This is a genomic window from Williamsia sp. Y721, from assembly GCF_059683565.1.
Genome location: NZ_JCASNH010000002.1, coordinates 134764 through 148477 on the forward strand (window position 1 = coordinate 134764; position 13714 = coordinate 148477).

General features: G+C 62.1%; 12 protein-coding genes. 5 read left to right on the forward strand and 7 right to left on the reverse strand.

Annotated elements, in window-relative coordinates:
* Nucleotides 1-398 precede the first annotated feature (398 nt).
* From AC56PL_RS09285 to AC56PL_RS09305, 5 genes are read left to right on the forward strand one after another with little or no spacing between them, the layout of a single operon-like run.
* Complete coding sequence (locus AC56PL_RS09285) at nucleotides 399-1355, forward strand: ABC transporter permease subunit (RefSeq protein WP_495513427.1); 957 nt, start codon at nucleotides 399-401, stop codon at nucleotides 1353-1355.
* Nucleotides 1352-2263, forward strand: a complete 912-nt coding sequence (locus AC56PL_RS09290; protein ID WP_495513428.1) for an ABC transporter permease subunit — start codon at nucleotides 1352-1354, stop codon at nucleotides 2261-2263. Before AC56PL_RS09285 ends, AC56PL_RS09290 begins: the two co-directional genes overlap by 4 nt.
* Nucleotides 2264-2323: 60 nt before the next feature.
* On the forward strand, nucleotides 2324-3907 hold the full coding sequence (locus AC56PL_RS09295; protein ID WP_497153659.1) for an ABC transporter substrate-binding protein: 1584 nt from the start codon (nucleotides 2324-2326) through the stop codon (nucleotides 3905-3907).
* 28 nt (nucleotides 3908-3935) lie between these two features.
* The gene (locus AC56PL_RS09300; protein WP_497153660.1) at nucleotides 3936-4985 is read left to right on the forward strand and encodes an ABC transporter ATP-binding protein; all 1050 of its coding nucleotides are present in this window, start codon (nucleotides 3936-3938) and stop codon (nucleotides 4983-4985) included.
* 4 nt (nucleotides 4986-4989) lie between these two features.
* Nucleotides 4990-6021, forward strand: a complete 1032-nt coding sequence (locus AC56PL_RS09305) for an ABC transporter ATP-binding protein (RefSeq protein ID WP_497153661.1) — start codon at nucleotides 4990-4992, stop codon at nucleotides 6019-6021.
* 52 nt (nucleotides 6022-6073) lie between these two features.
* Here AC56PL_RS09305 and AC56PL_RS09310 read toward each other — a convergent pair whose 3' ends face one another.
* The 7 genes from AC56PL_RS09310 to AC56PL_RS09340 form a co-directional block, all read right to left on the reverse strand.
* On the reverse strand, nucleotides 6074-7645 hold the full coding sequence (locus tag AC56PL_RS09310) for an ABC transporter substrate-binding protein (protein ID WP_497153662.1): 1572 nt from the start codon (nucleotides 7643-7645) through the stop codon (nucleotides 6074-6076).
* A gap of 226 nt (nucleotides 7646-7871) precedes the next feature.
* Entirely contained in the window at nucleotides 7872-8516 is a 645-nt protein-coding gene (locus AC56PL_RS09315; RefSeq protein WP_495513433.1) for a TetR family transcriptional regulator, read from the reverse strand.
* Between the two features lie 20 nt (nucleotides 8517-8536).
* Nucleotides 8537-8977, reverse strand: a complete 441-nt coding sequence (locus AC56PL_RS09320) for a nitroreductase family deazaflavin-dependent oxidoreductase (RefSeq protein WP_497153663.1) — start codon at nucleotides 8975-8977, stop codon at nucleotides 8537-8539.
* A gap of 7 nt (nucleotides 8978-8984) precedes the next feature.
* On the reverse strand, nucleotides 8985-10238 hold the full coding sequence (locus tag AC56PL_RS09325; protein ID WP_495513435.1) for a cytochrome P450: 1254 nt from the start codon (nucleotides 10236-10238) through the stop codon (nucleotides 8985-8987).
* Nucleotides 10235-11017, reverse strand: a complete 783-nt coding sequence (locus AC56PL_RS09330; RefSeq protein WP_497153664.1) for an SDR family NAD(P)-dependent oxidoreductase — start codon at nucleotides 11015-11017, stop codon at nucleotides 10235-10237. Before AC56PL_RS09330 ends, AC56PL_RS09325 begins: the two co-directional genes overlap by 4 nt.
* Nucleotides 11010-12233, reverse strand: coding sequence for an amidohydrolase family protein (locus AC56PL_RS09335; protein ID WP_497153665.1), 1224 nt, complete (start codon nucleotides 12231-12233; stop codon nucleotides 11010-11012). Before AC56PL_RS09335 ends, AC56PL_RS09330 begins: the two co-directional genes overlap by 8 nt.
* On the reverse strand, nucleotides 12230-13699 hold the full coding sequence (locus AC56PL_RS09340; protein ID WP_497153666.1) for an aldehyde dehydrogenase family protein: 1470 nt from the start codon (nucleotides 13697-13699) through the stop codon (nucleotides 12230-12232). The genes AC56PL_RS09335 and AC56PL_RS09340 overlap by 4 nt, the downstream gene beginning before the upstream one ends.
* Nucleotides 13700-13714 lie beyond the last annotated feature (15 nt).

The following is a 13714-nucleotide window of genomic DNA, read 5'->3' on the forward strand; positions in this document are numbered from 1 at the left end:
TCCGTGTCGGCCCACCGGGCGTTGTGGTTTCACCAGTCGACCTGAACCCAAAATGGTTGCTGCAACCAACTTTTCGGAAGGTCCGAACAAACGAGCCCCGACCTACGACGTCGCAACTGTCCGGCTTTCACTGCCGCTCCCACCAGGCGCCACATACGGTTGATCGCCAAGTGCCTTTTGGTTCGGCAAATGTACGGCCATAACTTGCCATTTAGGTCCGTATTTCACTAGGATGTACATCACAGCCGCTAGTCAATGCGGCACGAATCACAGCGCGAGCTGACGGCGACGACGCATCGCCGGCCGCGGGCACAGCCCGTTCCGCGGCAGTCGCGAACCACATAACCATGGCATCTCGACTCCGCCTTCCGCCCTGTGCTGGACGAAAGTTGACACTCATGCTCCAAACGATCGCTTTGCGTCTCGCGCGCAGCATCGCGGTGGTACTGCTGGTGACCATCGCCGTGGTGAGCCTGCTGAGCCTCGCACCCGGATCGGCCTCTCAGGTCATACTCGGCGAGAACGCAACGCCAGAGGCCGTGGCCGAACTCGACGAGAAGCTCGGCCTCGACCAGCCCGCATGGCGCCAGTATGTCGACTGGCTCGGCAACGCCGTCACCGGAGATCTCGGAACCTCGCCCATCACAAACCAATCGGTGACAGACGCGATCATCGAACGGCTCCCGGTGACCCTCGAGCTCGCCGCGCTGGGTTTGATCCTCGCACTGGCGATCGCCATCATCATGGGCGTCGTGTCGGCCTCCCGTCCGGGTTCGGCACTCGACCGCGGGATCAATGCCCTCTCGGCGGTGTTCCTGTCGGTGCCTGCCTTCATCGCCGGACCGATCCTCATCTACTTCTTTGCCATCCAGATGCAGGTCTTCCCGGTTCTGGGCTGGTCCGACATCAGCGACGGGCTCATCGAAAACCTTCGTTACGCGATGCTTCCGGTGATCGCCATCGCGCTCACCGAAATCGCGTCCTTCCACCGGTTGCTGCGCACCGACCTCATCTCCACACTCAACGAGGACTACATCGCCGCTGCCCGGGCGAAGGGCATGGGTCGCACGTACGTCATGTTCCGTCATGCATTCCGGCCGTCATCCTTCTCTCTGATCACGCTGGCCGGCATGAATCTCGGTCGACTGATCGGTGGCACCGTGATCGTCGAAACCCTGTTCGGCCTACCGGGACTCGGACAGCTCATCGCGGTGTCGATCACCAACCGCGACCTGATCATGGTCCAGGGCATCGTCGTGTTCATCGCCGTTGTCTACGTCGCAATCAACACATTGGTCGACCTCAGCTACGGGCTCATCGATCCTCGGGTCAGAAAGGTGACGGCAACAGCATGACCGGCATCATCTCGAAAACCGCACATGACGAGACCCCGGTCTCCCCGGAAGTGCCCATCGCGCAGACACTGCCGGACGTCCCGACGGTCCGAAAGCCCCGATCGATACTGGTCTACCTGTCGATCTTTTGGCTCGCCGCCTTGGTCCTGGCCGCAATATTTGCCGGCCTGCTTCCCATCGCGTCCTATGAAATACCGGTCGGCGCACCGCGACTCGGACCCTCATTCGAGTCTGTGGACCTGTGGCTCGGCACCGACAACTACGGACGATCCGAACTGTCTCGGATCATCTACGGTGCGCGGGTCTCACTGGTGGTCGGAACCGTCGCCGGGATCATCGGATTCACGATCGGGTCCCTGATCGGTCTGGTCGGCGGATACTTCGGACGCAAACTCGACACAGGCGTCTCATTGCTCACCGACGCGATGCTCGCCTTCCCGCCTCTGATCCTGCTCCTGGCTCTGGCCTCGATCTTCAAACCGAGTGCCCAGACGTTGCTACTCGGACTGTCACTTGTGGTGATCCCGGCGTTCATCCGCCTCTCCCGAGCGAACACGATGGCGTGGTCGTCACGCGAATTCGTCCGCGCGGCACGCAATATGGGCGCCACCCACCCGAGAATCCTGTTCAAAGAAATCCTCCCCAACGTGCTGGCCCCGCTGGCGTCCTACCTCCCCATCGTCATGGCTGCCCTCATCGTCGCCGAGGGATCGCTGAGCTTCCTCGGACTCGGCATCCCCCCACCGACCCCCAGCTGGGGCGGCATGATCAGCGAAGGCAAGGACGCCCTGTCCACCTCGCCGCACCTCGTCTTCGTACCGGCCCTGGCGATCTTCTTCACCGTGTTTGCCCTCAACCAGCTCGGCGACCACCTTCGCACCAAGTTCGACAAGACCCTGCAGCACTGAGGCACGTCGGATAATCCGGCCCGGAATTCCCACCCGGTCCACCATCACGAGAGGTCAATCATGTTCCAACACAGACGCTTACCGAAGCTTCTGGCGGCACTTCTATCGCTGTTCGCACTTGCTTTTGTCGCCGCCTGTGGCGGAGGCAGTAGCAACAGCTCCGGTGGAAGCAACTCGGCCCAGGACGAAGGCGATCCGGTAGCCGGTGGATCTGCAGTTGTGCTGCAGAGTGGCGAGCCCCGCTCGCTTGATCCGGCCGCACTGTCGAATACCTGGGCCCACCAGCCCACGCTCGGCAACGCTCTCTACGGATCGTTGATGATCAACAACATCAACACCTTTGAAGTCGAGTACAAGATGGCCACTGACTTCTCCACCACCGACAACGGCGCCACCTTCAACCTGGTGCTGCGTCCGGGCCTGAAGTTCACCGACGGCACCCCGTATGACGCCGCGGCGGTCAAGTTCAACTGGGATCGCCTCAAGGATCCCACCCTGGCCTCGACCTCGATCCGCCAGGCCGTTCAGATCGCAGACACCGAGGTTGTCGACCCGACCACGCTCAAGGTCACGATGGCCGCGCCCAACCCCCACTTCGCGCAGTCACTGCTGTCCGGTGCGCTGAACTGGATCGCCTCTCCGACCGCATTGCAAAAGGGCACACAGGCATTCGACGAAGCGCCGATCGGTGCAGGCCCGTTCACATTGGTCAACTGGACCCGGCAGGATTCCGTGGAACTGACCAAGAACCCCGATTTCTACGACGCGCCCAAGCCTTACCTCGACAAGCTGACGATCAAGACGGTTGCCGACAGCAATCAGCGTTTCAACGCCATCAGCACCGGCGCCGCAGATATCGCTTCGGAGACCAACCTCGAAAGCATCAACAAGATCAACGCGGCAGGCATGAACAGCGAGATCGTACCGACCGGCGGCGGTCAGTACATGGCCATGAACGAGCGCCAGGCGCCCTTCGACGACATCCGTGCTCGCCGTGCGATCGCGCTGGCCACCGATGTGGATGCACTGAACACCGTTGTCTACAACGGCGAGAACGAGATCCCGGAGACGCTGTTCCCCGAGGGCTCACCGTTCCACGAGAACATCTCGCTGCAGGAGACCAACAAAGAAGAAGCCCAGAAGCTTCTCGATGAGCTTGCCGCCGAAGGCAAGCCGGTCTCGTTCACGTTCCTCTCTTACCCCACCACCGAGAGCAAGGTACTTGCCGAGGGCCTGCAGACGCAGCTCAGCACCTTCAAGAACCTGGACGTCAAGGTCGAGGTCCTCGACTTCGCCGCCCTCACGGCACGGGCCGGACAGCGTGATTTCCAGATGTTGATCTCGTCCGCAGTCATCCAGGATCCGGACTACCCGCTCTGGACCGCGTTCCACTCCAAGTCGACCGGCAACTTCGTCGGCACCAACGACGCCCAACTCGACGCTGCGCTTGATGCCGGACGACTCGCCACCAGCGACGCGGACCGGAAAGCGGCCTACAAGACCGTGCAGGAACGTCTTGTCGAGATTGTTCCGGGCATCTGGTACACGAAGGCTGTTCCGGCGGTTGTCTACAGCACCAAGATCAAGGGCGTCGAGCTCTACACCCTCGGTTCGCCGATGCCCGAGAACTTCTGGATCAGCTGACCGAGCGAAGCGAAAGGGCATACCGAGCATGAACACTCACGACGATCCCCAGAGCAGTGGAACGACGCTTCTGAAGAAGGCACCTCTCCTCGAGGTCACCAATCTTCGGGCATACATCGGAACCGCACGCGGCACAGTCCGCGCCGTGGACGACGTCTCCCTGACCCTGGACACCGGGCAGGCTCTGGGGATCGTCGGCGAGTCCGGCTCGGGTAAGTCCGTGATGGCCCGCGCCATCATGGGCCTGATGCCCGCTCGTTCCGCACGATCAGGTGAGGTCTCCTTTCAGGGTCGAGATCTGTTGGCCCTGAACACAAAGGAGACCAAGGACATCTGGGGAAAACAGATCGCCATGGTGTTCCAAGACCCGGGACGATCACTGAATCCGGTCGTCCGGGTCGAACGCCAACTCACCGAAGGTATGCGAAAGCACCTCGGTGTCAGCCGCAGCGAAGCTCACGATCGGGCACTGAAACTTCTCCAAGAAGTAGGGGTGCCCGATCCTGAGCGGCGGCTCAAGAACTACCCGCACGAAATGTCCGGTGGCATGCGTCAGCGTGTGATGATCGCGATCGCTCTTGCCTGCGAACCAGATCTTCTCATCGCCGACGAACCGACCACCGCACTCGACGTCACCATCCAGCGACAGATCCTCGACCTGCTGCGTCGCGTCCAGGTCGAACGGGACATGGGCATGATGCTGATCAGCCACGATCTCGCCGTTGTCGCAGGCCGCACCGACCGCGTGTCGGTGATGTATGCCGGACGACTGGCCGAAACAGGTTCCACGCGCGAGGTATTCGACGCACCGCGGCACCGGTATACCCATGCCCTCCTCGGCGCGACCCCATCCATCGACCACCCTCGCCATGCACCACTCAACGTGATCACCGGATCCCTGCCCGACCCGACGTCACCGCCGGAGGGTTGCCGATTTGCACCGCGCTGCAGCGCGGTCCAGGCCAATTGCGTCACTCCGGGCCCCGAACTGACCTCCGTTGGCGACGATCACGACGTTGCGTGTCTACACCCGGTCACCCGCGAATCGTCCAAGACACTCACGTCCTCCGGAAGGTAATCACATGGCAGGCAGCGGAAACGCACACCTACGCGGCGAGGAAGCACTGCTCAGTGTTCAAGACCTCGTTGTCGAATACCCCACCCAGAGTGGAACGGTTCAGGCCGTCTCGAAGATCAGTTTCGACGTCCTGCCCGGCGAAACGCTCGGAATCGTCGGCGAATCCGGTTGCGGCAAGTCGACCACCGGGCGAGCAGTCCTGCGCCTCGACCGGGTCACCGACGGCCAGATCAGGTTCGGCACCGACTGGATCGAGAAGGCCGACGAGAAACAGATGCGCGGCCTGCGGCGCGACATGCAGATGATTTTCCAGGATCCGGTCAGTTCACTCAACCCCCGGCGTGCGGTCAAGGACATCGTTGTCGAAGGCATGGCGGTGGCAGGTGTCCCAAAGGCCGAACGTGCTGCGACATCGACCAAGGTCCTCGAATCGGTTGGCCTACCACCGGAACGCTTTTCCGACGTCCTGCCACGTGCCCTGTCGGGTGGTCAAGCCCAGCGTGTCGCCATTGCCAGAGCGCTGGCACTGAACCCTCGACTGCTGATCTGTGACGAACCGGTCTCCGCGCTCGATGTGTCCGTGCAGGCCCAGATCCTCAACCTCATCGAGGAACTCAAGGCCGAGTTCGATCTCACGGTTGTCTTCATCGCCCACGACCTCGGAGTGGTACGCACCGTCAGCGACAACGTGATGGTCATGTATCTCGGCAAGGTCTGCGAGTTCGGGGATTCGGCGGAGGTGTACGACAACCCCACCCACCCGTACACCAGGGCACTGCTCGACTCGGTACCTTTGACCGATCCGGACCGGGCTTTTGCCGGGCCGGCACTCGAAGGTGACGTTCCCTCACCCCTGTCGCCACCGACGGGCTGCCGGTTCCGCACCCGTTGCCCCAAGGTCGAAGATCGCTGTGTGACAGAAGAACCCGTGATGCGCGAGGTTCGGCCCGGCCAGTTCACGGCCTGCCACTTCCCACTGACGGTGCTGGACAAGAGCCGACCTCCTTCCGAGGCCGCGACAAAGACGCCCGCATGAGAAAGGGCCCCGCGAAAGCGGGGCCCTTTCTTGTGGAACCGATCTGAATCTACTACTTCGCCAGCCACATCTCCTCTGGCAAAGGCGATCCCAGACCGTACATCCGTACCCCTGCCAGATTCTTGGCGAGAATCACCGACGGTGACGATCGCACGTAGAAGACTCCGGGACTGAGCTCGGCCAATCTCTCTTGGACGATATCGTAGGCCTTCTTGCGCTCGGCCACTTCCACTTCGACCCGTCCGGCGTCGAGCGCGGCATCGAGCGCAGGATCACTGACACCGGTCATGTTGCCGGCTGATCTCGAGTGAAAGCTGCTCCATAGCTCGGTATCAGGGTCGAGGACATTCGCCGATGTGACCACCATCTCGAAGTCGCGGGTGCCGACAACGATCGGGATCGATGTCGAGTCCACCTGCCTGACTTCGACATCGACGTTGTCGTACGCACTCAACTGAGCTTGCACGCCCTCGGCAGCCTTCTTACTCTCCGTGGTCGAGTATGCGGTGAACGTGAAGGAGACCGGCTTACCCTCGGACTCGAGTTCGTCGAAGAGCGCCTGCGCCTGTACCTTGTTCGCCTCCCTGAGCGCGATGTCACTGTAGAAGGGCGACGATTCCGGGAACAGGGTGTCCGGTATCTGACCGGACCCGTTGTAGACAACCGTGTTCAGGGCTTCCAGATCCAAGGCCAACGAAACAGCCTGACGAGCCCGTACATCATCGAAGGGTGCGCGCCTGAAGTTCATCGCAAGGTACTGGCCTCCGCCGACCTCATCGAGTTCGGTCGGGAAACCGGCCGCATCAGCCCTGCCCAGACTTTCCGAGTTGGACTCCGAGGCGATGTCGGTGCCACCGGTGGTGACAGAGTTGTACCGCTGAGCAGTGTCGGGGACCGACTTGATCGTCAACGTCTCCAGGTAAGGCTTTGGCGCATCCCAATACTTCGGATTCTTCTGCAGGACAATCTCATCCTGTCGCGTCCACTCGGTGAGAGTGAAGGGGCCGGCACCGATCGGGGCCGCGTCGAAGGCCTCGCGCCCCTTGCTCAGCGCGGCGGGAGATGCAATCCAGTTCAATGCACTGCTGATCACGGCCTGGCCGAAGTGCTGGTTGGGTTCGACCAATGTGACATTCAACGTCGTGGGGTCGACGACCGCGGTCGAGGCTATCTGTGGAGCGAACTTGCTCGCACCGGAACCGAGGGCAGGGTCGCGCATCCGCTCCCAGTTGAACTTGACCGCCTCTGCATCAAGCGGCGTGCCGTCTGAGAACTGCAGTCCTGGGCGAAGTTTGAGAGTCAGAGTGCTGCCGCCGTCGGCAGACGAGAAGTCCTGCGCCATCGTGTATTCAATCTCGAGCGAGTCCGGCTTGTTGATCATCAACGTGCCGTACAGGGCGTTTCCCAGCAGCGGCTGCGTGGCCCACACGTTGCCGAGACCGGCCGGATCGAGAGTTCGCGGTTCGGTGACCTGGATGACCCGGCCGGCGCCACCGGCCACCGGATCACCGAAATCGGTTGCCGTGCCGCCGTTATCGGAGGTTGTCCCGCAAGCGGTCAGGACCAGCATGAGCGAACTCAGCGCAGCGACCGCTGCGGCATAAGAGCGTTTTCGTCGAAACATCGTCGGCCTCTCAGATGAGATACAGGGAGTACCCGGATGGGCCTTCAGAGACAGAATGACGATCCGGATTGGATAGAACTACGTTCTTTGTTTCATTAGAACCTAGTTTGCATTTCGCCGCGTGTTGGCAGAATCGAAAGAATCGGAAGAACTTTTCAGAAATGGACCCGGGGTCCAGAGAATGTTTGGCGTGCAGTTCTTTTCACCATCGCACCGAGACGATGGGTCAAGCGCTGGTGCTGCCCCCGAGGGCTCTCAGGCAGAAGATCCACAGCCGGTCCTTCACGTCGCCCGCGTCATCTGATGCGAATGCGTAGTGGTGGAAAACCGACCGCACCAATTCCGCCACGAACCAGGCGTCGACTTCGGGTGTTTCAGACGTCAGCTGTCCCGTGTCAACAGCGGTCTGGATCTCCTTGCAGAGCAGATCGACCAAGGGCTTCTCGGCAGCTGCCAGTTCGTCAGGGAAGACCCGGTGTAGTCGCCAGTGTGTCGCGACCATGAACTGGGCGAGCGCATCACGCCGTGGCTCCTGATCGGCGCCACCCAGGATCGATGTGATGAAGTAGCGCACCCGATCGAGAGGGTCGGGAATCCCGCTCGCACCGCGTTCCCACCGAGAGCACGCCTCGGTCATCGCGTCACTGATCACTGCGAGAAGCAGCTCGTCTTTGCTCGAGAAGTAGCGATAGAAGGTCTGAAGCGCGACCCCGGCTTCCTTGACCAACTCCTGGGTGGTGAAGGCGTCACCCTTGACCTCGATGAGTCGGCCCGCGGCATCGAGCATCAGGCGCACCTGTTCTGCGATACGCGTCCGTGACCGTTGAACCGCCGCAGAACGTTCGACGGCGCGCTCCTCAGCCCATGACATATCCGGAATACTAGTGGGCGTCACCCGGGTGTCAGCACCACGACTGGAATACTTCTGTCGGTTCGGGATTGGTAGACGTCGTAGTTCGGCCACACATCAGTCAAGATCTTCCACAGCCGAGGCTTCTCGGCCTCGGTCGCGGTGCGAGCAATTGCCGTGATCGTGGTCGCTTTGACCTGGAGCTGAACCTGTGGGTTGGCGCTCAGATTCAGGTACCACTGGGGGTCATGCGGCGCCCCTCCCTTCGATGCCACGACCAGCAGGTCATCACCATCCCGGCCGAAGATGAGAGCCGACGTCAGATCGCGCCCGGACTTCCGGCCGGTGACGGTGAGCAGAAGTGTCGGAACCCCATTCCACAGATAGCCGGCGTCCCCACCGGTTTCTCGATACACACGAACGTGTTCTTCGCCCCGAAGGCTCAGGTCAGGTGCCGAGTAGCCAGATTCTGATGTGGACATGTTCACCTCACTGTGCGTCGAACAGGACAGGTATCGCCGTCGCGCCGCGCTCGTACATCCCGATGTATCTGGGTTGCTCGGCGTTCGGGTCAAGCCTCAGATTCGGGAGCCGGTCGAGCAGCGCATTGATGCCGACCGTCATCTCGGCGCGCGCCACATGCATACCCAGGCACATGTGCGACCCCTGACCGAATGCCAACGTCGGACGTGTCGGCCGGGTGATGTCGTAGGTGTCCGGGTCATCCCACCGAGCCGGGTCGCGGTTCGCGGCACCCACACATAGGTGCAAGACAGCACCTTTCGGGATGTCGACACCGAAGAACTCGACATCCTCGGTGACAAAACGAGAGAACATCGGATCGGTGGGGATCCACCGCAACGTCTCGTCGATGGCGGTTTTCAGCAGTTTCCGGTCGCCTCGCACCTGTTCGAGAACTTCGGGGCGCTCCAGGAGCGCGGTGAGGGTCAAACCCATCTGCTTCCACGTCGTACCCGATCCCGCGGTCAGCAAGAGCAACGAGAACGAGTAGATCTCGTTGTCGGAAAGACGTTGGGTCACGCCGTTTTCGTCGGTGAGCTCGGCCGCGGCCAGCACACTGATCAGATCATCGGCCGGATTCTCACGCCGCGCAGCGACGATGGGTTCGAGGATGTCCACCACGCGTTGCTGATTCGTGTTCAGGCAGGCGCGGATCTCCAGGGCCTGCTCCACCGGGACGCCGAAGCTGCCGGTGATCGTCAGCACGGGGATCGCGGCGCAGAAGTCGACGTTCAGTTCGGCATGTCCCTGCCCGATGAATCCGTCGATCAGATCCCCGACGCATTCTTCGATCCAGTTCTCGATCCACCACCTGACGTTGTTGGGCAAGAAGGACGGCTGAACCAGGCCCCGGTAACGCTTGTGCTGTGCACCACCCATCGAAATCATGCTGGTGCTCGTCCCGAAGCCGCCTGAGCGCGTATCCACCGGCTCAGGCGACGAGGCGAACAACTCCGGATCCCGAAAGGCCTCGAAACACGCGTCGTAACCGAATGCCGAGTAGTGCGGGCGATCCGGAAACGGAAGCCCCTGGAAGTACAGGGCCTCGGAATGTCCGGTGAGTTCGTGGACGGTCCCGAGATGGACCGGGCCTTCCTCTCGCAGGCGATGCCAGGCCGGGTACGGATCGCCGTCGTACAACCCGCCGGTCAGCGCGTTGTACGAGCTACGCAGGTCGAAGAGTTCTCGCAATTTCTCCCGGTCCGGGATCGCGGTGGTCATCGGGCAACCAATCCTCCGTCGATGGGCAACGCCACGCCGGTGATGTTCCGGGCCCGGTCCGAAGCCAGGTACACGGCCGCCTCGGCACAGTCCTGCGCGGTGATGAAGCGACCCAGAGGATGTTGCGCACCAAACCGTTCGGCCATTTCGGGCGTGGCCGTGGCGGCCGGGTCCAGCCCTCCGGCGGCCATGAACCCGGTCAAGGGCATCGCCGACGGACATATCGCGTTCGCCCGGATCCCGTGGGGTGCACCCTCGATCGCCACCGAGCGGGTCAGCGAGAGCACCCCCGCCTTGGTCGCGCCATATACCGAGCCGCCGCAGGCGACCAGGCCGGCCACCGAACCGGTGTTGACGATGACTCCACCGTCGCCCTGCTTCTTGAATTGCAGCACCGCGTGCTTGCACCCGAAGAACACGCCGCCGAGGTTCACACCGACAAGTCGGCCGAAATCCTCGACGGTGTGATCTTCGAGAAGTGCCCCGAGTCTGGGGGTCGGGATCCCGGCATTGTTGATCAGGATGTCGAGGCTCCCGAAGTGCTCAACAGCGGCGGCAACCATGGCCTCCACCTGCTGCTCCACCGAGACATCGACATCGACTGCGATTGCGGTGCCGTCGGCGGCCTCGATCATCCGCACGGTCTCTTTGGCCTGATCGAGACCGATATCTGCCGCAACCACTTTCGCGCCTTCTTCGGCCAGGCGCAGCGCGATGGCCCGTCCCACACCGGATCCGGCGCCGGTGACTATTGCGGCCTTGCCGCGAAAGTCAGACATTGGTCAGCACCGGAGGCTCTGCCGGGGTGAAACGGTACAGCCGCTCGGCATTACCCCGCAGGATCTTGTACTGCAATTCAGGGGTGAAATGCGAAATCCGATCCTTCACCACAGTGATGCAGTTCGGCCACGTCGAGTCAGAATGCGGGTAGTCGGTCTCGCACATGACGTTGTCCTCCCCGATCTCGTCGAGGCTCGCCAGTCCGTGAACATCGTCGATGAAGCAGCCGAAGATGTGCTTGCGGAACGTCTCTCGGATGTCGAGCTGATCGAGGTCGACGTCGGTGCCCGCATGGCCGCCCCACCTCGCACCACGCTGAACCCAGTAACGCTGCTTGTCCAGCACCTGCTCCGCACGCTCGAGGAAGTACGGCATCCACCCGATCTCGCCCTCGGACAGCGAGATCTTGAGATTCGGGTAGCGCTGCAGGAAGCTACTGAAGAGCCAGGTGAGCATGGCGCCGGAGGTCCGGGTGGCACCCCAGGCCAGGTTGGCCATGAACGGCGAATCCTTCGAGATCTGCGGCACCGTCGACGACGAACCGACGTGCATCGACACCACCATCTCCAGATCGTTGGCGGCGGCCATGACCGGCTCCCAGTAACGATCCTTGTCGTGAATCGTCGGCAGCCCAAGAGGTTCGGGGTTCTCGGAGAATGCGAACGAGGTCGCACCCTTCGCGGCGCAACGCTCCATCTCCTTGGCGGCGAGCGCAGGATCCCACAATGGGATCAGGATCAGCGGAATGAAGCGTCCCGGTGCCGCGCCTGCCCACTCTTCGAGGTGCCAGTCGTTGTAGGCCTGCAGACAGGTGAATCCGAACTCCCGGTCACCGGCCTCATAGAAGAGTTGGCCACAGAATCGGGTGACGGTCGGGAACGACAGCGATGCCAGGATGCCTGCGCGGTTCATGTCCTCGACGCGGGCGAGGGGGTCGTAGCAGCCCGGCCGCATCTCGTCATAGTTGAGGGGTTCGGGACTGAACTCTTCTTTGGTCTTGCCTGCCACGGCGCTGAGGCCGCTACTCGGCATCCGCTTGCCGTCATACAGCCAGACGTCGATTCCGTTGTCGTCCTTGATCAGGCGAGGCGCTCGGTCACGGTCCTTCTTCGCGACCCGGTCCAGCCAGAGGTTCGGTGGCTCGAGGATGTGATCATCCACCGAGACAAGCCAATCCAGATTGTAGCTACCACCGGTTCCGTTGGTTGTGTTCATTTGGCCAGCTCCCCAATCGACATGTGTTTGACTTCCTGAAACTCTCTGATCCCGTCTGGACCGCGTTCTCGGCCCAGACCACTCTGCTTGTAGCCGCCGCTGGGCGCGTAGGCACTGAAGACTGTGGTGTTGACGTTCACGGCGCCTGCGCGCAGCCTTCGTGCGATACCCACAGCAGCACTGGTGTCACCGCCATATACCTGTGCGGAGAGTCCGTACACGCTGTCGTTCGCCATCTGCACGGCCTCATCGATGTCGCGGTAGCCGAGGATGCCGATGACAGGTCCGAAAATCTCTTCCTGGGCAGCAGGATTGGCGTTGTTCGGCAGGTCGAGCACGGTCGGTTCGAAGTAGTAACCGGCGTCGAGACCCGCCGGCCTGCGGCCGCCGAACCGCACCTTGGCCCCCTGCTCTTCGGCCAGTGCGACAAATCGCTCGCACTTTTCCCGCTGCGCCGCACTGATGACCGGCCCCATCAGCACACTCGGATCAGTTGGATCGCCGACCGCGATGGATCCATATGCAGCCGAGACCTTTTCGAGAACCTCCTCCTTGTGTTCGGCCGGAACCAGCATCCTCGTCGCCGCCACACACGCCTGGCCGGCAGTGCGTGCGACCACCGCCATCGCGCCGATAGCCGTGCGACCGATCGCGTCGGGCAGGTAGATCTGAGCCGATTTGCCTCCGAGTTCGAGAGAAAGGCGCTTCACCGTCGGCGCAGCCTGCGCGATGATGTTGCGGCCGGCCACCGTCGACCCGGTGAACGAAACCATGTCGACCGCAGGGTGACTGGTCATCAATTGCGCGCCGGCGGTCCCCTCTTCCACTACCACGCTCAAGACACCGGGCGGCAACTCCGCGGCATCTGCGGCCAGGCCGAAGATGAGCGATGAGATCGGCGTCAGCGGGCTCGGCCGGACAATCACCGAATTGCCTGCCATCAGTGCTGGGATCAGCTTCTGCAGGCCCATGATGAGTGCCGCGTTGTAGGGCGTGATGGCGGCGACCACGCCGACCGGCTCGTGCCGCCGAACGCTGAGAGCGACCCGGCCACGGACGAGGTCGTCCACCGGGACCGGACTCGCCTCTTCATGCGACATCGACCGATAGAGGTCGATGGTCTGCCGTGCCATGGCAACCCCGGCGCGACATTGGGTTTCATCCGCGAAGCGGGTGGGTTGTCCGGCCTCGGCAACCAGGGTGTCGACGAGCGCTTCTCTGCTCGCCTCGATGTGATCGATGAAGGAGTGCAGGACGTCGGCCCTGTCGTCAGATGTGCGGTGCGCCCACGTCCCCTCGTCGAAAGCGCGTCGCGCCTCGTCGATCGCACGTTCCACTTGCCCGATGGGTGTGATGGTGACGTCGGCGACGTGGCTCTCGTCTGCCGGATTCTGCACGGCGAGCGCCTCATCCCCCACAACCCAGTGGCCGGCGATATAGGTCCGCTGTTCAGAAATAATGCTCAATGTGACTCCTTATTC